Source organism: Nocardia sp. NPDC056000 (assembly GCF_042269265.1).
In the GTDB taxonomy this organism is placed as follows: Bacteria; Actinomycetota; Actinomycetes; order Mycobacteriales; family Mycobacteriaceae; genus Nocardia.
On the sequence record NZ_JBHJXS010000006.1, the window covers coordinates 205,153 to 227,275 of the forward strand.

The window sequence follows — 22,123 nt, forward strand, 5'->3', positions numbered from 1 at the left end:
TCCGGCCGGGTGTGGCCGAGCAACTTGAACGGTGTTCAGGGTAGGCTAGCAGTCCGGAGAGTGAGCCGGAACACGAAGGGGTCGAATTTCAGTGCAACTGCACCGCACGGACGTGGTCGACGGGGCCATCGCCATTCTCGACCAGTACGGCCTCGCCGACCTGACCATGCGCCGCCTCGCGGGTTCCCTGCACGTACAGCCCGGCGCGCTCTACTGGCACTTCCCCAATAAACAGGCCCTGCTCGGCGCGGTCGCGGACCGCATCCTGGCCCCCATGGACGAACCACTCGAAACCACCGAATGGTCCGGCCAGATCACCGAATTGGCGCACCGCCTGCGCTCCTGCCTACTCGCCTACCGCGACGGCGCCGAATTGGTCTCGGCCACATACGCTTCCCGCCTCACCACCAGCAAGGGCCGAGAACGCCTGGCAGGCGCGGCAATCCGCGCCGGCATGACCCGCGAAGAAGCCGAACTGGCGGCCTACACCCTCCTCTACTACGTGCTCGGCCAGACGGTCGACGAACAGTCCCGCATCCAAATGGATTCCGCCGGAGCCCTCCCCGAGGAAAGCTCCCCCCTCTACGACAGCCCCGACGCCACCTCCCGCTTCGACTTCGGCCTGCAACTATTCATCAGCGGCGTCCGCCACCTCCTCGGCACCCGAGTGCGCTGAATCAGTAGAACAATTAGTTCGAATAGGCACACTCTGCTAATTCGGGGCACATCCGGCGAGTCGCCGCATTGTTCGGCGATTCCTCCGGTGTCGCATTAGTCTTGCGCAATCATGCTGACACCTACGCCGAATGATCCACTCCCCCAGCGTATCCGAGCGGTCGTCTTCGACTGGAGAGGCACGCTCGTCTCAGAACTCGACGCATGCGGATGGGTCCGCGAAGCACTACGACTCACGAACCGCGATCACGATGATCATGCCGTAGACACGGTACTGAAAGCCATTCACGCGCCCGAATTACTCCGCAGACTCCAGTCACCGCAGGGCAACACCAGCGCACAGCGTCACCGTGAGACCTACTACGGCGTTTTCACCGATGCCGGGCTGGAAAAAGATGTGGCGGACGCATTGTGGGACATCGACTCGAGTACGAAATACAACCATTTCGCGGCAGACGCGGCGGACACCATCCACATGGCTATCGAGAATGGTTGCAAGATCGGCGTTCTCAGCAACATTCATTTCGATATCCGTCCGGTCTTCGACGCCGCTCGGCTACTGGAACCGATCGACGCGTTCATCCTGTCCAACGAGGTCGGCGTGCAGAAGCCGGATCCCGCGATCTTCCAGCTGATGCTCGATGAACTCGGTACCGATGCCGCCGCCACCCTGATGGTCGGCGATCGGCCCTCGCGTGACGGCGCCGCCGCGGCGGTCGGCATGCCCACCCTGATCGTTCCCCCCTTGACCGATCCCGCGATTCGCCAGCTCCACATCGTCGAGGAAGCGATCCTCGCCGGTCACGCACCAGCCGCCCGGACAGCCTGATCCCTCAGGCCAGCCGCATCGCGCGTTCGATCGCGCCGAGTCCGGCGTCGATCGCGGTCGGCTGGCCCCGTCGGCACAGTTCGCCGACGAGATCCCGTGCGGTCGGATGGTTGTAGACGTACTGCGGGGCCAGCCGAGCCGCCCGCTGCAACTGATGCACCGCCGCACCATCCTGTTTGAGTAGCCCACAGGCGCGGGCGATTTCGATGCGATGCCGGGTGTGCCGCTCCTTCGAGGCGAGTCGCGCCAGATTGATCGAGGCATGCCGCCGCAGCGCGATATCGGGCTGATCGAGCGCGACGGCGATCTCCGCGGCATGGATATCGCAGTTCGTACGCCCGAAAACGGTCTGAAAGTCATTGCGGTCCACGCCGAGCCGGGCCGCGGCCACCTCCGCCTCGGCCAGGTACGCCCACGCGCCGGACGCGTCGTGGCGGCGCGCGGATGCCACCGCGCAGCGCAGATGCAGTGCTCCCCACAGCGAAAGCACCTGCGGTGCGGGCGAAGTCATGGCGGCGCGGAGATCGTTCAATGCGGCCTCGGCAACCGTCAGCACCTCGGTGGTGGCCTCGGTGTGCAACAGCACCCCGCAGCGGTCCCAGGCCGAGCAGGCACGCATGAGCGGATCACCGAGCCGGGCCGCGGCGGTCGCGCCGTTCTCTACGGCCGTCCAGGCCAGATCGTGGTATCCGAGCTGGTTGAGCACGGTGCGGGCGACATGCGATGTCTCGACGATCAATCCGTCGACCAGATCCCGCTCCGCGCCGTCCACCGTGAGGGCGGCGGTATTCAGCGATTCGGCCAGATCCGGGAGCTGCCGCATCACCTCCGGCAGATTCGCGGCCTGACGCCGCCTGGTGATGCGGTCGACCTCGGCTCGCAGATCCGGGAGCAGCTGCGGCGGTGTCGCCGGGCGTAGACCGGGCTGTCCGGCGAGGCCGAGACCGGTGCGGCGCAACGCTGTTCGCAATGCCGGGATGGCGCTGTGCTCGGTCTCCTGGCCGAAATCGAGCTGCTGTCCGAGCAGCCAGCCGATATCGATCTCCAGCACGGTGGCGAGCCGATCGATCACCGAATACCTGTCGAGTTCGATGCGGCCGGCCTCGACTCCTCGCAGCCAGGATTCCGAACGCTGCACGAGACCGGCGAGGGTGGCTTGACTCATCCTGCGGGCCCGCCGAGATCGTCGTATTCGCGAGCCGATGGTCAATGCGGCATTGGTGCTGGTGGCCACACCCCGAGTCTATGGGGTCGATCCGGAAAAACCGCTAATAAATTGACGGTCGACAGATTCTTCGCCGGACCGTCAGATATCTGACGAAACTTCGACCGAATAGTTGCCATTCTATTCGCGGCCGGGAATCCGGCGAATCGATCTTGCGCATGGGATGGAACCTTCACAATGACAGATTTCAATGAATCGCCGGACAGCGGAAATGATCATCGAGCGGATACCGAATCGTCGACGCGCCCGATGGTGGCGCTCTCGATCAGCGCCGGACTGGCCACGATCACCGGACTGCTCACCGACTGGAACACGGCGTCGATGGTGTTTCTCGCCATCCTCACGCTGTACGGCAATGAGCGCCCGAGATCATGAAACCGTTCATTCCAGGCCCATTTCATTTTTGATTCCGACCAGTCCGGCATCAAATGAGGAGCGTCGCGCCCGGCGCAGCAGATTCTCGACCAATCCGCGTGCGAGGGGATGGCCGTAGACATACTGCGGTGCGTCGTCAGCCGCTATACGCAGGGTCATGACCGCACTCGCGTCGTCGCCGATGTGCGCGTAGGCACGTGCCACATCGATGCGGTGCCGGGAATGGCGCTCCTTACTCGGCACCGAGGTGAGATCGAAATCGGCACTGCGCCGTAGCGCCACATCCGGCTGATCCAGTTCCACCGCGATCTCGACGGCGTGAATCGCCACATTGCCGGGACCGAATACGGTCTGAAAATCGTTGCGCTGGACACCGAGCCGGGTCGCCGCCCGGTCGGCCTCGCCCAGGTACTCCCAGGCCGACGCCGCGTCGGCACCGCGCGCCGCCGCCACAGCACACCGCAGATTGAGCGCCCCGAACAGCGAAAGTGCCTGCGGGTCCGGCGAACTCAGCCCGGGGCGCAGATCGTCCAGTGCCGCTTCGGCCACCACGCGAACCTGCCGCAGCGCCCCGCTGTGCAGCAGCACACCGCATCGATCCCAGGCCGCGACCGCGAGCATGAGTGGATCACCCAGCCGAGCGGCGGCCGCGGCGGCGTTACCGGCGGCGGTCCAGGCCAGATCGTGGAAACCGAGCTTGTTCAACGCCATTCGCGCGACCTGGCTGGTTTCGATGATCAGGCGATGGATCCCATCCAGCTCAGCGGTGTCCGCCGCATCGAGCGCGCCGGTGTTCAAATCCTCCACCAGCCGCGGCAGTTCGACCATGACCGCGCGCAGGCTCGCCGCCTGTCTGTCTCGCACTACTCGAAAGACGCCGGCGCGCAGTGCATCCATGGGCACCGGCTCGGCGACCGCGGATATTCTCCGATGCCCCGACAGCATCAGATCGGTGCGGCACAGCGCGGTACGCAGCGCGGGAACCGCACCGTATCCCGCGTCCCGGGCGGGTTCCGCGGAGCGATAGGGCTGTCCCAGCAACCATGGAATATCGGTGCCGAGCAGGTCGGCCAGCCTGTCGATCGACGAATACCGATCCGGGGTGAGCCGATCGGCTTCCACCTCACGCACCCACGACTCCGGCCAATCGCCCAGCGCGCCGAGGTCCGCGACGCTCAATTCCCTCGACAGCCGAGCGCGCCGGACCCTGGCACCGAGGCTGTCGCCGATCGCATTGCTCGGCATACGCTGATTGTGCGGTTCCGGCGCGACTCACGTCGGCCATTCGCGAACTTGATCTCCCGAATGACCGATCAGTGGATGACGTCGAAGACGTTCTTCTGGAGGCCGTTCGAGTAGGACTCGCTTTCGACCAGCTTCAGTTTCTGGGTGTCCTTGTCGGTGGTGGAGAACAGGCGCTTGCCGGCGCCGAGGAGGAGGGGGAAGACCAGGAGGTGGTAGCGGTCGATGAGGTTGGCGTCGGAGAGGGACTGGTTGAGGGAGGCGCTGCCGTGCACGATGATGGGGCCGCCTTCGGTTTCCTTGAGCTTCGCGACGTCGTCGAGTGAGCGCAGGATGGTGGTGTCGCCCCAATTGGTGACCAGGTCTTCGTCTTTCAGGGTGGTGGAGACGACGTACTTGGGCATCTTCTTGTAGTCGCCGAACTCTTCCATATCCGGCCAGACCGGGCTGAAGGCCTGGTAGCTGACTCGGCCCAGCAGCATGGCGGCGGCCTCGGTCTGTTCGCGGCCCTTGATCTCGAAGGCATCGGGCACGAAGTCGATGTCCTTGAAGGTCCAGCCGGAATTGCGGTAGCCGGGCTCGCCGCCCGGGCCTTCCACGACGCCGTCGAGGGAGATGAACGCGGTGCTGATCAGGGTGCGCATGTGGTTGTCCTTCTGTGTGTTTCGGATCGTCGGTCTGTTCAGCCCAGCAGGGTGCTGAGCCACTGCTGCCAAGCGGCTTGTGCCCCATCGGTTTTCGGGCCGAAGAGGTGGTGGAACATCAGGGTCAGGCCGGTGGGGCCCTGGTGGAAGCTGTAGAGGGCGTCGGCGGTGCGGACCTCGAAACGCTGGTCATCCGCCCACACCACGTCGCCGTCCAGCGGCGGGAGTCCGGGGATCTCGGCGTGCGCCCGCGCGCCGTTGGTGATCGGCGTCGGCAGGGCCAGCGCCGCGGTGAGCGCGGCCCGAACCTGTTGCGCCGACTCACCATTCGCGACAGCGAAGACCGGCACGCCGATACGGCCCGGGAAGTGCGTCAGGTATTCACTCAGCGTGTGCAGGTGGAACGGCCACCCGCTGCGCAGCGCGTCGTACTCGTCCTGCCAGTTGTCACCGAGCATGCCGCTGTGCACGACCCGCAGGACAGTGCTGCCGCCGTCGCGACCCTCGAGCAGATATTCGAAGGCCATGAATTTGCCGTCGGCATCGGGTTCGGTGCGGGTGGCCAGGCGCTTGCCCGGGTCATAGGCGGTGACGGTCGATTCCTCGCGATGCCCGCCGGTGTCCATGGCGGCGAGACCGCCCACGCGCGGTTCGACCTCATTGGCTCCCATGAACCAGGAATCGATGCCGGGACCGGTGGCGATCGCCTCCCACACCTGTTCCGGGCTCGCGGCGAGGGTCGTCTCCAGTTCGATTTCGAACGGATGCGGCATTGGTCAGTTCTCCTGTCCTGCTTCGGTTTCGGTCTCCGGCTTCGGTGCGGGCCCGGGTAGCGCGTCGGGGATCTGATGCAGTCCGACGATCACCCGGTGGCGACGCCCGCCCGCGGCCGATTCATCGTGATAGCGGCTCACCAGCCCGGCCACGGTCTGCGCCAGTTCATCGGCGAAGGCGGCGCGGTCGGCGGCGGAAGCGAATCGCACCTCCGCGTCGATGCCGAACGAGGCGACCCGGCGCTGGGCCCGCGCGGCTCCGGTGAGCAGCGCGCCCACCTCCTGCACCAGGCGTGAGCCGAGCGCCAGCAACCAACGGGCCGACAGCTGATCGGGTGAGCGGTCCGGATCGGGACTGATCGCGCCCAGCGCACTCGGCGAGATCACATAGGACGCGGCGATGGCGCGATAGACCCGTTCGGTGACATTGCCCTTGCGCCGTTCCTGTTCCAGCTCGACCAGACCGTGCTTCTCCAGCTCCTTGAGGTGGTAGTTGATCTTCTGCCGAGGCAATCCGAGCCGCCCCGCCAGCATGGCCGCCGAACCGGGTTCGGCCAGCGCGGCCAGGATCCGGGACCGAATCGGGTCCAGGGATGCCTCCGCCACGGCGGGTTCTTCGATCACGGCTACGTCGAGCATGCACCCAGTCTGCTACCGACAAATATTTTTGTCAAGACAAAGATAGTTGTCGGTGAAGGGTCATCTGGGCGGGGCCGCGACCGATACCGGCTGCTGCCGCAGCAGCCGGATGAACGGCACCGCCTGCTGTTCGATGACCGCGTTGTACTCGCGCGGGCGCTGAATCGGATTGGCGTGCGCGGTATTCCGCGTCGTGATGACTAGCAGCGTGCCGTTGACACCGCCGACCTGATCGATGAGCACACGATGCGAGTAGTCGACATCGACGATCGGATCGCGGTAGCCGTCATGCGGGCGGATGAAAACGATTGCGGGCCGTGGTTTTCCGGCGGCGGGTTTGGCCAGGGCGCGCAGATCGTCGATCGCGCCGCCCGCCACAATCGCCTTGAACTGCGCCTCGATGAGCCCGTTACTGGCGATATCGCTGTTGAAGATCTTGTCGTGCAGCACCTGCAACACCGCCTCGCGGAATCGTTCCGGGCGGAAGCCGTAGCGGCCACCGCCCATGAATCGCTCATGGCGGGCGTACATTTCGACGGTGAAACGCAGCAGGCGACTTTCCCGCGCGCCGGGAATCCAGCCCGTCCAGCGCAGCATTTCCTCACCCTGATCACGACTTTCCGGGCGCACGGCGTGCAGATCGACCGGGGTGCAGTCCAGCATGACCGCGAGCACCCGGCGATCACTCTCGGTATGCAGATGGTTGGCGATCTCGAGGGCGATGACCCCGCCCATACTGTGGCCCACCAGCACCACGTTCGGCGCGCGGGCCGCCGCGGTGACCTTCACGATCAGATCGGCGATGACCTTGGTGTCGATACCGGTGTTGTCATAGCGCACCGCCCACACCGAACCGAGTTTGCTCAGTGACGGCAGCGCCTGTGCGGTATCGGTGGCATCGAGCACGCCGAGCCCGACGAGATCGAAGACCGCGGTATCGGACGCGCGCGGATCCGAGGGTCCGGCGATCGGCATGACCGCCGGTTCGGTGCGCGCCAGCCGGGCGCGTTCGGGCATGACATCCCAGGCCAGATACTGGGCGAAGAGGCCGATCAGCACGAGCGGAATCAGGCTGCCGCGCAGCAGGATCAGCCGGGTGCGCCGCCAATCGATCCAGTCGTGGCCGAGGCGGGTTTCGCGCAGGCGGGCCTGCCGCCGTCGATCGTCGTACTCAACGGCAGTGGACGGACGTGGATAGCCCGGCAGCGCCATACCAATCCACCATAGGCACCGAACCCGGGATCGCGCAGCCGTCCGTTACGCCCGATTCAGTCGGGCGGCGTGTCCGATTCGGCGTGTTCTGCCAGGTCGGCGAGCTTGGCGAGGGACATGCGGAAGCCGAGTTCATTGTCGTCCGGGGACAGTCCGGGCGGCAGATTCTCATGCCTGGCGATCACCCGGGTGCCGCCGCGCTCGGAGGATAGCGAATAGGTAATGGTCATTTCGCCGGATAAGTCCGGGTTCTCGGTTTCGAATTCGACGCTCTGCACCACCTCCGCATCCGGCACCAGACGCACGAAGTGGCCGTGGAAGGTGTCGGTGTGCGCGGAGGTCTTGCCTGCCATGGTGGGGACGTCATAGGTGAGCGAGATTCGGAAGCGGCCGCCGACGCGCGGGTCGAATTCGTGGATGCGACTCGTCATACCGTCGGGGACCATCCACGTTCGTACCGATCGCGCATCGAGCAGTGCCCGGAAGACATTCGGGCGGGGAGCACTCACGAACCACTCGACGCGGGTGGAGTTCACGGGCGTCACCATACGCCCGGTCCATTGGTTTCCGAGGCCGGTTCGAGTGGACAGCGCGCAGGTCAGAGCTGGGGTGGGGCGGGCAGGGTGAGCGTGGCTAATGTGCCGCCATCGGGGGCGGAACCGATTGCCACCGAACCCGAATGCGCGCGGGCCACCCACTGCACCAGGGATAGCCCGATACCGTACCGACCGCTCGGACCTGTCGCACCGTGCTCGAAGGGATCGGCCAGCTCCGGATCCAAGCCCGGACCGTGATCACGCACGGTGACCGCGTAATCGGCGACGGTGATCTCGATCGGCAGGCCGCCGTGCACCAGCGCGTTATCGATGAGATTGCGCACCGCGAGCGCCAGCAGATCCGGATCCGCCCGCACCACGGTCGGTTCCGATCGCACCTCGATCTCCGCCACCCCGGATTCGGCGACCACGCCCTCCACCAACTGGTCCAGGCGCAGCCGCTCCACCTCTAGTTCGCCTATCCCGGTCTCGGTGCGGGTGCGCGCCAGCAGGCCCGTGACCAGGCGGCCCATCCGGTCGGTGAGCTCGCGCGCCTCGGTGACCGCGCGCCGGGTGTCATCCGGATCCCGAAGTGCCGCATCGAGATACAGCCGCAGCGTGGCCAGCGGCGTGCGCAGTTCATGGGAGGCGTCGGCGAGGAAGCGCTCCTGTTCGGCGAGCATGCGCACCGCCGGGCGGGTGCTCACCCCGGACAGCACGTGACCGATCAGGGCCGCGAGGGCGATCAGGCCCAGACCGCCGAATTCCAAGGCCAGCACCAGTTTTCGGTGATCGCGCATGGTTGGTTCCGGGTCCGCGCCCGCGAAAACCACCGCGCCGACGGCATAGTCGGCGTCATACGCCGGAGCCGCTGCCACCCGAATCCGGTTACCCGATCGATCGGTCATGGTGCTGAGCACGGTGTCCTCGGCGAGCGCCGTCTGCGCCGCCGCCGCGCTCAGATCCTGCGGCAGCTCCGAGCGCAGATGCCCATACTTCTCATGCCATTTCCCGTCCTGCTCCAGCGATAGCACCACGACCGCCGCATCACCCTGCGCCAGATCGTCATCCCGCAGCGCCTCCAGATCGAGCGCGCCCTCCTCATTCCAATACACCACCCGCGCCAACCCGGTGACCACCCGATTCACGCTGTCATCGAGCTCCCGGTCCCGCGAATGACTGTCGATCGACGCGGCTACGGTGGCCAGTACCAGTAGGCAGGCGGCCGTGAGCGCGGTGAAAAGCGCTGTGAGCAACCATCGCATCCGCCGCAACCGCCCCGGCGTCGTCGGATTGCGGCGCGGACCGGCCGCGGCTTTACCGCCGCGCGATCGGAACAGCGCCGCTACCCGGGCGCGCAGCCGAAGCAGCCACGCGCTCATGGGGATTCGGCGATCGTGAAGCCGACGCCGCGCACCGTATCGATGAGCGGTGGATCACCGAGTTTGCGGCGCAGCTGCGCGACCACCACATCCACGACATTGGAGGCGGGTTCCGCCATTTCGTCCCAACAGGATTCGATGAGTTCGGTGCGCGAGACCACCGTGCCCGCGCGTGCGGCCAGCAACTCCAGCACGCCGAACTCCTTGGGCGTCAAGGTGAGTAGCACGCCCGCGCGATGCACCTTGCGGCGCGGGCGATCGACGGTGAGATCGCCGAGTGTGGTCCGGGTCGGCGCGGGCGGTTCCCGGCGGCGGCACAGCGCGCCCACCCGCGCGGTGAGCTCATCCATGGCGAACGGTTTCACCACGTAGTCATCGGCCCCCTGGGCGAACCCGTCCAGCCGATCCGCCAGCGCGTCCCGCGCGGTGAGCATGACCACCGGCGTCCGCTGTCCGGACTCCCGATGCGCCTTCACCAGATCCAGCCCGTCCCCATCGGGCAGCCCGCGATCCACGACCAGGCAGTCATAGGCATTGACCGCGATCTTCAGATCCGCGTCGGCGTAATCGCGGGCCAGATCCACCGCGAACCCGGCCGCGCGCAGCCCGGCGGCCACCTCGTCGCCCAGCCGCCGATCGTCCTCACACACCAACACCCGCACTTTCGCCATTAGAGCATCACCCCCGACGCCCCGGCCAGCACATGCACGGTGTGCCATCCAACAATCAGGCACACGTCCAGGTCAGCGCACGCTGCGGCCGACCGCGTCTCGAGGCGGGACGCCGGGCTCATGCGGCGATCACGCCGGGGATGGGGCGGGGGAAGCCGGGGAGGACGTCGGAGGCGGGGATGCCGAACCAGGATTCGGCGAGGGTGGCGTAGTACTCGGTCATGTGGACGGTGGCGCGCAGGTTGTCGTCGGGGTCGAGGGTGCGCAGGGAGGGCAGCGCGCCGAAGACGCCGGTGTTGGTGGGGCCCAGGAGCAGGGCGGTGCCCGCCGCGCCGTGGTCGAGGCCGTCGGAGCCGTTATCGGGGACGCGGCGGCCGAATTCGCTGTAGGCGGCGATGAGGACGCGGTCGGCGATACCGCGCGCGGCGAGGTCCGTGCGCAGGGCGGCGAGGGCGGCGTCGAGGTCGCGCATGAGCAGGGCGTAGCGCGCGGGATGCGATGTGTGGGTGTCGAAATCCGCGCCCACCGGGACGTGGACTATGCGCAGGCCGTGCTGGTCGTCGGCGAGAAGTCGTGCGGCCAGACGCAATTGGATGCCGAGGTCGGTGTCCGGATAGCCCGCGGCGGCGGGTGAGAGGGTGGCGGCGACGTCCGAGAAGCGCAGGGCCGATGCGGTGCCCGCGCGGGCGGTGGCCAGCAGCGGGGTGTCCGCGCGGTCCGGATGCGACATGGCGCGCTGGGCCGCGAGCCACGCCGAGCGCAGGTTCTCATCTTCGAAAACCGGGAAGAGACCGTCGTTTCCGGCATCCACCGACAGCGTGGTGACGTGTTCGCAGGCCAGCGCCTGGGTCGCGCCGACACCGAGGGAGACACCGACCGCCGGGACGCTCGGATCACCGAGGTGATCGCAGAGCCTGCCGAGGAATCCGGTGGCTGGGCGGGTGCTGCCGGTCGGATCACCGGTCTGCCAGCGGTGCAGCATTTCGAAATGCGAGAGATCGGGTTGGGCGACACCGACACCCGGCATCACCGAGACACCTCCGGCTGCCAATTTCGGGAGCTCCGGGTGCAGGCCGATCGAATTGTCGATCGCGTGCACCGCGTCGGCGCGAATCGCGTTGGCGGGGCGCAGATCCCGGTAGCGGGAATCGGTATAGGGCACGGCCATGGACAAACCGTCACTGCCACCGGCCATTTCGATCACCAGCAACCGCCGCAGCTCGGGTGCGGCGGCGCGCACGGGCGGGGACGGCTGCCAGAGATCCGGGGGTTGCCAGGACAGGGTGCGCACGGCCGCGATGCCCGCCGTAGTGGCGGCCACGCCCAGGCCGACACCGGCCCGCAGTGCCGTGCGCCGAGTCAACGAGACCATGAGTTTCCCTACTGTGCGGGCACACCGGCCGTTCAGGCCAGTGCGAATTCGGGTGAGGTGAGGGTGAGCGCGAGCAATCCGGTCGCGGCCTGTTCGGGATCGCGGCGCAGTGCGAACGCGAGATCGCGTGCGGCCACCGCGGTTTCCGGTGTCACATCGTGGATTCCGGCGCGGGCGAATACCGCCGCGACAGGATCCGCCGCATTGGCCAATTCGGGAATCACCGGCGCGTCCACCGCGAGCGCGGCGCGCGCGACCGCACTGCCCGGACCCAGCAGCGTGCCGCCGAGTGGCCAGCCCGCGACATTGGGCGGATAGAACGGGGATTGGCCGAGCGCGGTCATATGCTCGAAAGCCCCTGCCGGGTCGTCGATTCCGCACACGGCGAAGGCCGCGGTGACCCATTCGACCGGGTAGCGGGGGCGGGTGCGAACGGCGGTCAGAAACGATTCATGCCGCACGATGGCCTCCACCAGCGGCCGAATCTCCAAGCGCGCCCGCGTGAATACCTCGGCCAGCTCGCCGAGCCGCTGGTCGCCGGGCCACTCCCCCAGCAGGAAGGCATGCAGTTTCGCGGCGATGAGTCGCGCGGTCTCCGGCTGATCGCACAGCACGTCCACGGCGTCGTGCACATTGGTCACCGGCCGCGAAAGCAGCTGCACCGCAGTCTGATTCCCGGATTCGCGATCGAATACGGCCTTACCGTCGTCATCCACGCTCCACCCGGACAGCGCCGACGCCGCGGCCTTCACATCGGCCTGCGAATAGCTCCCGCGCCCAATGGTGAACAGCTCCATGAGTTCTCGCCCGTGGTTCTCATTCGGCGCGGAGGCCACCGAGCCCGCACCGTCGAGCCACTGCAACATGGCAGCGTCGACGGTGACCGCCTGCGCCAGCACCCGGAAATTCCCCAGTGCGTGCTCGCGCAGCAGTAAATGCTGCCGCCACATGAGATCCCAGGTGTCGACCTTGTCGTGGCTGGAGGTGAAATGCCCGTGCCAGAACCACACCAGCTTCTCGTGCACGCCCGCCGCCGGATCTGCCATGAGCCGCAGCCACCGCACCGCCGGTCCATCCGCCCCGGCTTCGGCGAGCTCGTCGAACACCGGTGCGGCGGGTGTCAGCGGCCGCGCGTCCAGCACCGCATCGAGGGTGCCCCCGACCCCGCGCGCCGCCAACGCCTCGGTCATCCCCGGAAACGGCCCGAAGGTGGTACGCCGCAATACATGCGCCACAGCGGCGAACTCGTCCATGCGCTCACGGTCGCAGTGGGCTCATTAGGAAATCGTGAGGCCGGGAGAATGGCTCCCGTCGGTCCGATGCGCTGTTGGCCGAAATTCACTGCGGGTGGCTGGAGATCCGCAGGTGTGGATCCCGGCCAAAAGCATGCCGGGATGACGGGGGGGAGTTAGTTGGTCGGGTGCAGGTGGCGAGCTGTCCAGGCGGGGTCGAACCAGGTGGGTGCGGTGGTGGTGAAGCTGTCGGTGGACCAGGCACCCGCGCCGGCGGGGAGGGTGCCGATGATGTCGACGCCGGTGACGGCGGGCAGGTCGGTGCGGTTGCAGTCGGCGGCCAGGTCGGGGGTTTCGGGCCAGGAGCCGATGACCAGGCCCGCGCAGTGGACGCCCGCGGAGTGCAGGGTGCGGGTGGTCAATTCGGTGTGGTTGAGGGTGCCGAGGCCGGCGGCGGCGACCACCAGGACGGGGGCGTCGAGTTTTTGGGCCAGGTCCAGGAGGGTGAATTCGCCCATGCGGACGAGCAGGCCGCCCGCGCCTTCGACCAGGGTGAGGTCGGCGTCGGCGCAGGATTCGATACCGGCCACGGTTTCGGCCAGGGTGAGCAGCGGCTGACCGCAGCGGCGGGCGGCGGTATCGGGGGCCAGGGGTTCGGGATAGCGGGCCAGTTCCACCGTGCGGGTGATACCGCTGAGCCGGGTGATCTCGGCGAGATCGCCGGGTTCGCCCGGCGCGATACCGGTTTGGGCCGGTTTCACCACGGCCACCCGTGCGCCCGCCGCGGCAGCGGTGGCCGCCAGGGCGGCGGTGACGATGGTTTTGCCGACATCGGTCGAGGTGCCGGTGATGAAGAGCAGACTCATGAGGCGACAGCCGTCCGTTCGCGTGCTTGCGCCAGCACTTCGCCGAGAATCGTTGCGATGGTGGCGATGTCATTGTCGGTGAGGTTCGCGCGCGCGGTCAGCCGCAGTCGCGAGGTGCCCTCGGGGACCGAGGGCGGCCGGAAGCAGCCGACGCTGAGCCCGCGCGCCGCACACGCCTGGGCGGCGTCGTAGGCGATCTGCGCCTCACCGAGCACCACCGAGACCACGGCCGAATCAGGTTGCGGCACACCGGCGATGCGCGCCAGATCGGCGGCCCGCGCCAATACGCGCGCGGCCATACCTGGATCGCGGCGCAACACCCGCAGCGCGGCACGCGCCGCACCGACAGCCGCCGGAGCCAGTCCGGTATCGAAGATGAACGTCCGCGCCGCATCGATGAGATGCGCCCGCACCCGGGCACTGGCCAGCACCGCACCACCCTGTGCCGCAAGGGCTTTGGACAGCGTCGCGGTAATCACCAGATCGGGTTCCCCGGCCAGGCCGACCTCGTGCACCAGTCCGCGCCCGCCGTCGCCGCGCACGCCGATGCCGTGCGCCTCGTCCACGATCAGCACCGCGCCATTGGCCCGGGTCACCCTGTGTAGTTCGGCCAGCGGCGCGAGATCGCCGTCCGCGCTGAAGACCGAATCGGTGAGCACCAGCGCCCGCTCCTCGGTGCGCTCGGCCAGCAACCGGTCCACCGCGCCCGGATCCCGGTGCGCGGCAACCTCCACGCGCGCCCGCGACAACCGGCAGGCGTCCACCAGTGAGGCGTGACTGCCCGCATCGGACACCACCAGCGATCCGCGCCCGGCCAGTGCCGTGACCGCGCCCAGATTCGCCGCGTATCCGGAGGCGAAGACCAATCCCGCTTCGGCCCCGACGAATTCGGCGAGTTCGGTCTCCAGCAGTTCGTGTTCGGCGGTGGTCCCGGTGACCAGACGAGATCCAGTCGAGCCCGCGCCCCATTTGCACACCGCGTCGACGGCTCCGTCGATCACCTCGGGATGCCGGACCAGTCCGAGGTAGTCGTTGGAGGCCAGGTCGATGCTCGCGGTCTCGGGTGCGCGGGGGCGTAGCTCGCGGCGCAGTCCGGCGTCCACGCGCTCGGCGGCGCGTTCGTCCAGCCAGCTCAAGGGATCGGCACTCACAGCTCCGCAGCATACTTGAACACCGTTCAGGAGGCATCCGCCGGGCTATGCTGGATGCTATAAGGAGGCTGCGCGATGCCACGATGGGCAATAGTGGTCGAGCAGACGACCGGCTTCGGAGACAGTAAGAACTGGTCGCCGAAGGTCATCACCGAAGTGGTCGGCACCCGCGAGCAAGCACTCGCCAAGCTGCCCGATCTAGTACAGAAATTCATTCCCGATCATCCGAAATTGATCAGCCGCCGCACGATCCTGCGCGACGGCGACACCTTCATGCTGATCGCACGCGGTTGGTCCGACGACTACCACTGCGTCTTCCGCGTCTGGGAAGTGCTGTCGGACACCGAGAATCCCGAACGAGTCCGGGAGAAACGCGCCAGTCGCTGAGCGCTCACACCGCCGCGGCGGCGAGCACCGCGGTGGTGATGCGCTCCACGTCCCGAGTCGAACTGATGAAGGGCGGCATGGTGTAGATCAGGTTGCGGAACGGCCGCAACCACACGCCGCATTCGACCGCGGCATGCGTGGCTTTTCGCATGTCCACGTCATGGTCGAGTTCGACGACGCCGATCGCGCCGTGCACGCGAACGTCCGCGACCCCCGAGATGTCAAGGGCGGGAGTCAAACCCGATCTCAGTCCGGCCTCGATCGCGCGCACCTCGCCCTGCCAATCGCGGGACAGCAGCAGTTCGATGGAGGCCACCGCGACGGCGCACGCCAGCGGATTGCCCATGAAGGTCGGTCCGTGCATGAGCCCGCCGTGCGACCGGCTGATGGTCTCGGCGATCTCCGAGGTGCACAGTGCCGCGGCGAGTGTCATGTACCCGCCGGTGAGCGCCTTGCCCACGCACATCACATCGGGCCGCACCCCGGCCACCTCGGCGGCGAAAAGCGTTCCGGTGCGGCCGAATCCGGTGGCGATCTCATCGAAGACCAGCAGGACGCCGTGCGCGTCACAGAGCCCGCGCAGATCGGCGAGATAGCGCGGATCGTGGAAGCGCATACCGCCCGCGCCCTGCACCACGGGTTCCACGATCACCGCGGCCAATTCGGCTGCGTGCGTGCGAATCAGCCGTTCCAGTTCCGAAACGTATTCCGGCACATAGTCGCTCGGCGGTGCGGGCGCGAAGATCTGCTGGGCGAGCACATCGGTCCAGAGCGCGTGCATCCCGCCCTCGGGATCACACACGCTCATGGGTGTGAAGGTGTCGCCGTGGTACCCGCCGCGCCAGGTGAGCAGCCGGGACTTCTCCGGATGCCCCAGCGCGCGCTGATATTGCAGGCACATCTTCACCGCGACCTCGACCGATACCGAGCCGGAGTCGCAGAGGAAGACCTTGTCCAGCCCCTCGGGCGTGAGCTCGACCAGCAGCTGGGTCAGCCGCGCCGCGGGCTCGTGGGTCAGCCCGCCGAACATCACGTGACTCATCCGCCGCGATTGCGCGAGCAGTGCCGCGTCCAGCACCGGATGCTGATACCCGTGCACCGCCGCCCACCACGAACTCATACCGTCGACGAGTTCGCGGCCGTCGGCCAGGGTGAGCCGGGTACCGGACGCGGAGGCGACGATCAGCGGTTCGGTGGTCGCCGGGAATCCGCCGTACGGATGCCAGACGTGCGCGCTGTCGATCGCGGTGATCTCGTCGGGTGTCAGTGCCACAGGGAATCCTTCAGGAGGCGGCTTGAACACCGTTCAAGTTACCAGAACCGGCCCGTGACTAGCAGCGGCGGCATATTCTTTGACGGAGTCAAAGGATTGGGGACAGCATGACGACCGCCGAACGCTCCGTGACCGCCGACCACATCACCGCCGTCCGGTCCTTCAACCGGCGCTACACCCGCGTCATCGGGGTGCTCCAGGGCGGCCTGCTCGGCACCGAACATTCGCTCACCGAAGCGCGAATCCTGTTCGAACTGGCCAATTTCGGTGCGGCCGAAGTAGTCGACCTGCGCCGCGAACTGGATCTCGACGCGGGCTATCTGAGCCGCATCCTGACCCGCTTCCAAGACAAGGGATTGATCGCGCGCCGCCGCTCGGACAGCGACGGCCGCAAACAGGTGGTCGAGCTGACCGATAAAGGCCACGCGGCCTTCGCCGAACTCGACGGCCTGACCCAGCGGCAGATCGGCGAACTGCTGGAATCGCACTCCCCCGGCACCCGCGGGCGGCTGATCGGCGCGATGCACACCATCGAGCAGATTCTGGACGCCGACTCCGAACCCGATCCCGCCGCCGTGCTGGTGCGCGCACCCCGCCCCGGCGACCACGGCTGGGTGATCGAACGCAATGCCGTGCTCTACAGCAGGGAGTACGGCTGGAACGGCGACTACGAAGCGCTGGTCGCGCGGATCGTCGCCGACTTCCTGAATTCCCATGACCCGCAACGGGAACGGGCCTGGATCGCCGAATACCAGGGCAACCCGGTCGGCTGCGTCTACTGCATGCGCGAGGACGACGACACCGCCCGGCTGCGGCTGCTACTGGTGGAACCGACCGCCCGCGGCCTCGGCGTCGGCAGCGCACTGGTCGACGAATGCCTGCGCTTCGCCACCGCCGCCGGCTACCGCGAACTGGTGCTGTGGACCAATGACGTACTCACCTCCGCGCGGCACATCTACCAGCGCGCCGGATTCGAACTGGTGGAATCGAATCCGCATCACAGCTTCGGCGCCGATCTGATCGGCCAGACCTGGCGGAGGGCACTTGATTCGGGGGTCGATCCGGACCGATAGGGTCTGGGCATGGCTCGCGCGACTACCGACACGGCACCCCCGGGTGTCTGGCCGGGAACCGCCTACCCGCTGGGCGCCACCTACGACGGAGCAGGCACCAATTTCTCGGTGTTCTCCGAGGCCGCCAAGCGCGTCGAGTTATGCCTGCTCGGCGAGGACAATCGCGAGACGCGCGTACCCCTGGACGAGGTCGACGGGTACGTCTGGCACGCCTATCTGCCCGGTATCGCCCCCGGTCAACGCTACGGGTTCCGGGTGCACGGCCCGTTCGATCCCGCGCGCGGACTGCGCTGCGATCCCAGCAAACTGCTGCTGGACCCGTACGGCAAGGCGTTCGAGGGCGATTTCGGGGCCGATGCCGCGCCCTACAACCACGGGCAGAACACCCTCGGGCACACCATGACCGGGGTCGTGATCAACCCGTTCTTCGACTGGGCCGATGATCGCGCGCCCAAACGCCCGTACCACGAGACGGTCATCTACGAGACCCACGTGAAGGGTATGACCATCACCCATCCGGACGTGCCGCCGGAATTGCGCGGCACCTATGCGGGCATGGCGCATCCGGCGATCGTGGCGCATCTGCTGAGCCTGGGCATCACCGCGGTGGAACTCATGCCCGTGCACCAGTTCCTGCACGATCGGCTGCTGCTGGATCGCGGACTGCGAAACTACTGGGGCTACAACAGTTTCGGCTACTTCGCCCCGCACCTGGAATACGCGTCGAGCAAGACTCCGGGCGCGGCCGTCACCGAATTCAAGGCCATGGTGCGGGCGCTGCACGCGGCGGGCATCGAGGTGATCCTGGATGTGGTCTACAACCACACCGCCGAGGGCAATGAATTCGGGCCGACGCTGTCGTTCCGGGGGATCGACAATGCCGCGTATTACCGTCTGGTGGACGATGATCCGCAGCACTACATGGATTACACCGGCACCGGCAACAGCCTGAACGTGCGGCATCCGCACACCCTGCAGCTGATCATGGATTCGCTGCGCTACTGGGTGCTCGATATGCACGTGGACGGATTCCGCTTCGATCTGGCCGCAACCCTCGCGCGGGAACTGCACGATGTGGACCGGCTGGCCACCTTCTTCGATCTGGTGCACCAGGATCCGGTGGTGAGCCAGGTGAAACTCATCGCCGAGCCGTGGGATGTCGGCGAGGGCGGCTATCAGGTCGGCAATTTCCCCGTCGCCTGGACCGAATGGAACGGGAAATACCGTGACACCGTGCGGGATTACTGGCGCGGACAACCGGCGACGCTGGGCGAGTTCGCATCCCGGCTCACCGGTTCGTCGGATCTGTACGAGGCGACCGGGCGCAGACCCAGTGCCAGTATCAATTTCGTCACCGCGCACGACGGCTTCACGCTCGCGGATCTGGTGTCCTACAACGACAAACACAATGACGCCAATGGCGAGGGCAATAACGACGGCGAGAACTACAACCGCTCCTGGAACTGCGGCGTCGAGGGTCCCAGCGACGATCCGGAGATAATCGCCTTGCGCGCCAGGCAATCTCGCAATCTGCTCGCCACCCTGCTGCTGTCCCAGGGCACCCCGATGCTGCTGCACGGTGACGAATTGGGCCGCACCCAGCACGGCAACAACAATGTCTACTGTCAGGACTCACCGCTGTCGTGGATGGACTGGTCCCTCATGCACACCAATACCGATCTGCTCGACTTCACCCGGCGCGCGGTGGCGATCCGCACCGCGCATCCGGTGTTCCGGCGGCGGCGATTCTTCGACGGACGGCCCGCGACCACCCATGACCATCCCGATGACATCGCCTGGTTCACCCCCGCGGGCACCGAAATGACCGATGCCGATTGGGAAACCGGCTTCGGTCGCACCCTGACCGTGTTCCTCAACGGTGACGGCATCCGCGAACCCGGGCCCCGTGGCGAGCGCATTTCCGATGATTCGTTCCTGCTCTGCTTCAATGCCCATGACGCCGGAATCGATTTCACCCTCCCGCCCGCCGAACACGGTGCGGTCTGGAAGGTGGAGCTGGACTGTTCGACACCCACCGGTGCCGCCGCCGACGATCAACCCCATAACGCCTCGTCCACCATGGCAGTGCCCGCACGCTGCCTACTCGTACTGCGCCGTACGGCATGATTCAGAAGGCCATGACCAGCACGCCCGAACATCACACCGGCCCCATCACGCGGCAGACGCCCGTGCGCAGCACCTATCGGTTGCAATTGCGCCCGGACGCACTGACCTTCGCCGATGCCCGCACGATCGCCGAATACCTGCAGCAGCTCGGTATTTCGCATCTGTACCTGTCCCCCGTACTGACCGCGACCCGCGGCTCCACACACGGCTACGACATCACCGATCCGACCACCGTGTCCTCGGCGCTGGGCGGGCCCACCGGGCTCAAAGCGCTCTCGGACGAGGTGCGCGGGCGCGGTATGGGCCTGATCGTGGATCTGGTGCCCAACCACGTCGGCGTCGCCGATCCACGGCAGAACCCGTGGTGGTGGGATGTGCTCACGCACGGCAAGGAGTCGAAGTACGCGCACTACTTCGATATCGACTGGAGTCCGGCGAACGGTGCGGGCGGGCGGCTCGCGCTGCCGGTGCTGGCCAATGAGAACGATCCCGCCGCGCTGTCGGTGGATCGCGGCGGACTGGAACCCATGCTGGCGCTGCGCGATATGCGCTTCCCCATCGCGCCCGGCACCGACGGCGAGAACGCGCTGCGCATTCACGATAAGCAGCACTATCGGCTGGTGAACTGGAAGTCCGGACTGTGCGGATACCGGCGCTACTTCACCGTCGGCGGTTTGGCGGCGCTGCGGCAGGAGGATCCGGTCGTCTTCGACGCCACGCATCGCGAACTCGCGGCGTGGTGTGAGCACGATCTGATCGACGGGGTGCGGGTCGATCATCCGGACGGGCTGTCCGATCCCGGCGAATACCTCACGCGCCTGCGCAAACTCATCGGACCGCAGCGCCTGCTGCTGGTGGAGAAGGTGCTCGCGCACGGTGAGACGCTCGACTCCGGACTGCCGATCGACGGCACCACCGGCTATGACGCGCTCGCCGATATCGGCGGGGTGCTCATCGATCCGGACGGTGAGAAGACCCTCACCGAACTGTCCCGGCAGTTCACCGGACACGGCAGTGATCGCGCCTGGTTCACCGAGCACGAGCATCGGATCAAGCGCGCGGTCGCCGAGACCATGCTGGTGCCGGAGGTGCGGCGGCTGGTCGCGGCGATCAAGCGCGATGCGCGCGCGGACGCCTTCGACACCATGGCACTGACCAACGCCACCATCGAGGTGCTGTCGTATATGCCGGTCGCGCGCGGTGATTACGCGCCGCTGTCCGGCACCATCGGCAGGGTGGTCGCCGAAGTGGCGGGGCGCAACAGCGAACTCACCGCACCGCTGCAGGTGCTGGTGACCGCGCTGTCCATTCGCGGCGAGGCCGCCACCCGATTCCATCAGGTGTGCGGGGCCGTCACGGCGAAAGCCGTGGAGGACACCATGTTCTACCGCGCCGCCCGGCTGGTCTCGCTGCAGGAGATGGGCGCGGACCCGGCCCGCTTCGGGGCGTCGGTGATCGAATTCCATCTGTCCAATGCCGAACGGGCGGCCCGCTGGCCCGCCACCATGACCACGCTGTCCACCCATGACACCAAACGCGGTGAGGACACCCGGGCGCGCATCGGCATGCTGTCGCAGGTGCCCGATGTGTGGGCGCGATCGGTGAGCGCGTGGAATGAGATCGCACCCGGTCCGGACGGGGCGACGGCACTGTTCCTGCTGCAGAACATGTATGGCGTGTGGCCCGCCGACGGCCGCGCCGCCGCGGCCGTGCCCGGATTCCGGGAACGCATACATCAGTTCGCGGAGAAGGCCGTTCGCGAGGCGGGGACCCAATCCTCCTGGGAGGAACCGGATCTCGAATTCGAGAATGCGGTGCACCGCTGGATCGACGCCATTGTCGACGGACCCGTCGGCGTCGAATTGGGGGAATTCGTCACCGATCTCGCGGCGCACGCCTGGACCGACGCGCTGGCGCAGAAACTGCTGCAACTGTGCGGCCCGGGAATCCCGGATATCTATCAGGGCTGCGAACTCTGGGAGGACTCGCTCGTCGACCCGGACAATCGCCGGCCCGTCGACTTCACCCACCGCTCGCTGCTCTTGCAATCGCTCACCGGGACACCGGATCTGGAGCCCACCGGTGCGGTGAAAATGTGGATCGTGGCATATGCGCTCTGGCTGCGCCGGGAGCGACCCGAATGCTTTGTCGGCGGAACGTATACGCCGCTGTTCGCATCCGGTGACCATGCCAAACATCTGGTGTCCTACGCCCGCGGGCGCAATGGTGAAACACCGGAGGTCATTGTCGCGGTCACCCGGCACAGTATTCGACTCGATGAAGCCGGTGGCTGGGGAGATACCGTTCTGGATCTCCCCCAGGGCCATTGGACCGATCGTTTGACCGGCCATACATTCTCCGGGCGATCGCGATTGGAGAAGCTGTTCGCCCGGCTACCCGTGGCACTTTTGGTTCGATAGGTTAGAGGACTGTCAGGTC

21 protein-coding genes are annotated in these 22,123 nt (G+C 66.9%); 7 read left to right on the forward strand and 14 right to left on the reverse strand.

Features of this window, described 5'->3' with window-relative positions; genetic code table 11:
• The first annotated feature begins 91 nt into the window (after window positions 1-91).
• Together ACFC4D_RS19500 and ACFC4D_RS19505 are read left to right on the forward strand one after the other, a co-directional pair.
• Entirely contained in the window at window positions 92-676 is a 585-nt protein-coding gene (locus ACFC4D_RS19500; RefSeq protein ID WP_375968021.1) for a TetR/AcrR family transcriptional regulator C-terminal domain-containing protein, read from the forward strand.
• A gap of 111 nt (window positions 677-787) precedes the next feature.
• Window positions 788-1,504, forward strand: coding sequence for an HAD family hydrolase (locus tag ACFC4D_RS19505; RefSeq protein WP_376065132.1), 717 nt, complete (start codon window positions 788-790; stop codon window positions 1,502-1,504).
• Window positions 1,505-1,508: 4 nt separating this feature from the next.
• Here ACFC4D_RS19505 and ACFC4D_RS19510 read toward each other — a convergent pair whose 3' ends face one another.
• A complete protein-coding gene (locus tag ACFC4D_RS19510) occupies window positions 1,509-2,738 on the reverse strand; it encodes a helix-turn-helix domain-containing protein (RefSeq protein WP_376065135.1) in 1,230 nt (409 codons plus the stop codon).
• Between the two features lie 168 nt (window positions 2,739-2,906).
• On the opposite strand from ACFC4D_RS19510, the gene ACFC4D_RS19515 reads away from it, so the two are divergent.
• Window positions 2,907-3,104 (forward strand): hypothetical protein, encoded by a 198-nt coding sequence (locus ACFC4D_RS19515; protein WP_376065137.1) that lies wholly within the window; start codon window positions 2,907-2,909, stop codon window positions 3,102-3,104.
• 6 nt (window positions 3,105-3,110) lie between these two features.
• Here ACFC4D_RS19515 and ACFC4D_RS19520 read toward each other — a convergent pair whose 3' ends face one another.
• The 12 genes from ACFC4D_RS19520 to ACFC4D_RS19575 all read right to left on the reverse strand — a co-directional run bounded on the left by ACFC4D_RS19520 (window position 3,111) and on the right by ACFC4D_RS19575 (window position 14,824).
• A complete protein-coding gene (locus ACFC4D_RS19520; RefSeq protein ID WP_376065140.1) occupies window positions 3,111-4,349 on the reverse strand; it encodes a helix-turn-helix domain-containing protein in 1,239 nt (412 codons plus the stop codon).
• Window positions 4,350-4,417: 68 nt separating this feature from the next.
• On the reverse strand, window positions 4,418-4,990 hold the full coding sequence (locus ACFC4D_RS19525; RefSeq protein ID WP_364643449.1) for a dihydrofolate reductase family protein: 573 nt from the start codon (window positions 4,988-4,990) through the stop codon (window positions 4,418-4,420).
• Window positions 4,991-5,028: 38 nt separating this feature from the next.
• Complete coding sequence (locus ACFC4D_RS19530; RefSeq protein WP_376065142.1) at window positions 5,029-5,763, reverse strand: SRPBCC domain-containing protein; 735 nt, start codon at window positions 5,761-5,763, stop codon at window positions 5,029-5,031.
• Between the two features lie 3 nt (window positions 5,764-5,766).
• The gene (locus tag ACFC4D_RS19535) at window positions 5,767-6,402 is read right to left on the reverse strand and encodes an ArsR/SmtB family transcription factor (RefSeq protein ID WP_376065144.1); all 636 of its coding nucleotides are present in this window, start codon (window positions 6,400-6,402) and stop codon (window positions 5,767-5,769) included.
• A 60-nt stretch (window positions 6,403-6,462) separates the two neighbouring features.
• Window positions 6,463-7,614, reverse strand: a complete 1,152-nt coding sequence (locus ACFC4D_RS19540) for a lipase family alpha/beta hydrolase (protein WP_375968025.1) — start codon at window positions 7,612-7,614, stop codon at window positions 6,463-6,465.
• Window positions 7,615-7,670: 56 nt separating this feature from the next.
• Window positions 7,671-8,150, reverse strand: coding sequence for an SRPBCC family protein (locus ACFC4D_RS19545; RefSeq protein WP_376065146.1), 480 nt, complete (start codon window positions 8,148-8,150; stop codon window positions 7,671-7,673).
• A 62-nt stretch (window positions 8,151-8,212) separates the two neighbouring features.
• Entirely contained in the window at window positions 8,213-9,532 is a 1,320-nt protein-coding gene (locus ACFC4D_RS19550; RefSeq protein WP_376065148.1) for a sensor histidine kinase, read from the reverse strand.
• Window positions 9,529-10,194, reverse strand: a complete 666-nt coding sequence (locus tag ACFC4D_RS19555; protein ID WP_364643466.1) for a response regulator transcription factor — start codon at window positions 10,192-10,194, stop codon at window positions 9,529-9,531. Before ACFC4D_RS19555 ends, ACFC4D_RS19550 begins: the two co-directional genes overlap by 4 nt.
• Before the next feature lie 127 nt (window positions 10,195-10,321).
• Window positions 10,322-11,575 carry a DUF1501 domain-containing protein gene (locus tag ACFC4D_RS19560; RefSeq protein ID WP_376065149.1) on the reverse strand — a complete coding sequence of 418 codons (1,254 nt, stop codon included), beginning with the start codon at window positions 11,573-11,575 and terminating at the stop codon, window positions 10,322-10,324.
• Between the two features lie 32 nt (window positions 11,576-11,607).
• Window positions 11,608-12,828, reverse strand: coding sequence for a DUF1800 family protein (locus tag ACFC4D_RS19565; RefSeq protein WP_376065151.1), 1,221 nt, complete (start codon window positions 12,826-12,828; stop codon window positions 11,608-11,610).
• 155 nt (window positions 12,829-12,983) lie between these two features.
• On the reverse strand, window positions 12,984-13,673 hold the full coding sequence (bioD, locus tag ACFC4D_RS19570) for a dethiobiotin synthase (RefSeq protein WP_376065153.1): 690 nt from the start codon (window positions 13,671-13,673) through the stop codon (window positions 12,984-12,986).
• Window positions 13,670-14,824: an 8-amino-7-oxononanoate synthase gene (locus tag ACFC4D_RS19575; protein WP_376065155.1), complete on the reverse strand. Its 1,155-nt coding sequence runs from the start codon at window positions 14,822-14,824 to the stop codon at window positions 13,670-13,672. Before ACFC4D_RS19575 ends, bioD begins: the two co-directional genes overlap by 4 nt.
• A gap of 75 nt (window positions 14,825-14,899) precedes the next feature.
• Here ACFC4D_RS19575 and ACFC4D_RS19580 point away from each other — a divergent pair, with 75 nt between their 5' ends.
• Window positions 14,900-15,211 (forward strand): hypothetical protein, encoded by a 312-nt coding sequence (locus ACFC4D_RS19580; RefSeq protein WP_364643481.1) that lies wholly within the window; start codon window positions 14,900-14,902, stop codon window positions 15,209-15,211.
• A 4-nt stretch (window positions 15,212-15,215) separates the two neighbouring features.
• Here ACFC4D_RS19580 and ACFC4D_RS19585 read toward each other — a convergent pair whose 3' ends face one another.
• Window positions 15,216-16,484 (reverse strand): adenosylmethionine--8-amino-7-oxononanoate transaminase, encoded by a 1,269-nt coding sequence (locus tag ACFC4D_RS19585; protein WP_376065156.1) that lies wholly within the window; start codon window positions 16,482-16,484, stop codon window positions 15,216-15,218.
• Between the two features lie 107 nt (window positions 16,485-16,591).
• Between ACFC4D_RS19585 and ACFC4D_RS19590 the strand changes: the two genes are divergently transcribed.
• Genes ACFC4D_RS19590 through treY form a run of 3 tightly spaced genes read left to right on the forward strand, consistent with a single transcriptional unit; the run spans window position 16,592 to window position 22,104 of the window.
• Window positions 16,592-17,557 carry a GNAT family N-acetyltransferase gene (locus ACFC4D_RS19590; protein WP_376065158.1) on the forward strand — a complete coding sequence of 322 codons (966 nt, stop codon included), beginning with the start codon at window positions 16,592-16,594 and terminating at the stop codon, window positions 17,555-17,557.
• 9 nt (window positions 17,558-17,566) lie between these two features.
• A complete protein-coding gene (glgX, locus tag ACFC4D_RS19595; protein ID WP_376065161.1) occupies window positions 17,567-19,684 on the forward strand; it encodes a glycogen debranching protein GlgX in 2,118 nt (705 codons plus the stop codon).
• An 11-nt stretch (window positions 19,685-19,695) separates the two neighbouring features.
• Window positions 19,696-22,104 carry a malto-oligosyltrehalose synthase gene (treY, locus tag ACFC4D_RS19600; protein ID WP_364643492.1) on the forward strand — a complete coding sequence of 803 codons (2,409 nt, stop codon included), beginning with the start codon at window positions 19,696-19,698 and terminating at the stop codon, window positions 22,102-22,104.
• Window positions 22,105-22,123 lie beyond the last annotated feature (19 nt).

Excerpts from the sequence above, each read along its gene's own strand:
- ACFC4D_RS19505 (WP_376065132.1), top strand. The coding sequence starts at position 788 with ATGCTGACACCTACGCCGAATGATCCACTCCCCCAGCGTATCCGAGCG.
- ACFC4D_RS19515 (WP_376065137.1), top strand. The coding sequence starts at position 2,907 with ATGACAGATTTCAATGAATCGCCGGACAGCGGAAATGATCATCGAGCG.
- ACFC4D_RS19520 (WP_376065140.1), bottom strand. The coding sequence starts at position 4,349 with ATGCCGAGCAATGCGATCGGCGACAGCCTCGGTGCCAGGGTCCGGCGC.
- ACFC4D_RS19525 (WP_364643449.1), bottom strand. The coding sequence starts at position 4,990 with ATGCGCACCCTGATCAGCACCGCGTTCATCTCCCTCGACGGCGTCGTG.
- ACFC4D_RS19530 (WP_376065142.1), bottom strand. The coding sequence starts at position 5,763 with ATGCCGCATCCGTTCGAAATCGAACTGGAGACGACCCTCGCCGCGAGC.
- ACFC4D_RS19535 (WP_376065144.1), bottom strand. The coding sequence starts at position 6,402 with ATGCTCGACGTAGCCGTGATCGAAGAACCCGCCGTGGCGGAGGCATCC.
- ACFC4D_RS19540 (WP_375968025.1), bottom strand. The coding sequence starts at position 7,614 with ATGGCGCTGCCGGGCTATCCACGTCCGTCCACTGCCGTTGAGTACGAC.
- ACFC4D_RS19550 (WP_376065148.1), bottom strand. The coding sequence starts at position 9,532 with ATGAGCGCGTGGCTGCTTCGGCTGCGCGCCCGGGTAGCGGCGCTGTTC.
- ACFC4D_RS19560 (WP_376065149.1), bottom strand. The coding sequence starts at position 11,575 with ATGGTCTCGTTGACTCGGCGCACGGCACTGCGGGCCGGTGTCGGCCTG.
- ACFC4D_RS19565 (WP_376065151.1), bottom strand. The coding sequence starts at position 12,828 with ATGGACGAGTTCGCCGCTGTGGCGCATGTATTGCGGCGTACCACCTTC.
- bioD (WP_376065153.1), bottom strand. The coding sequence starts at position 13,673 with ATGAGTCTGCTCTTCATCACCGGCACCTCGACCGATGTCGGCAAAACC.
- ACFC4D_RS19580 (WP_364643481.1), top strand. The coding sequence starts at position 14,900 with ATGCCACGATGGGCAATAGTGGTCGAGCAGACGACCGGCTTCGGAGAC.
- ACFC4D_RS19590 (WP_376065158.1), top strand. The coding sequence starts at position 16,592 with ATGACGACCGCCGAACGCTCCGTGACCGCCGACCACATCACCGCCGTC.
- glgX (WP_376065161.1), top strand. The coding sequence starts at position 17,567 with ATGGCTCGCGCGACTACCGACACGGCACCCCCGGGTGTCTGGCCGGGA.
- treY (WP_364643492.1), top strand. The coding sequence starts at position 19,696 with ATGACCAGCACGCCCGAACATCACACCGGCCCCATCACGCGGCAGACG.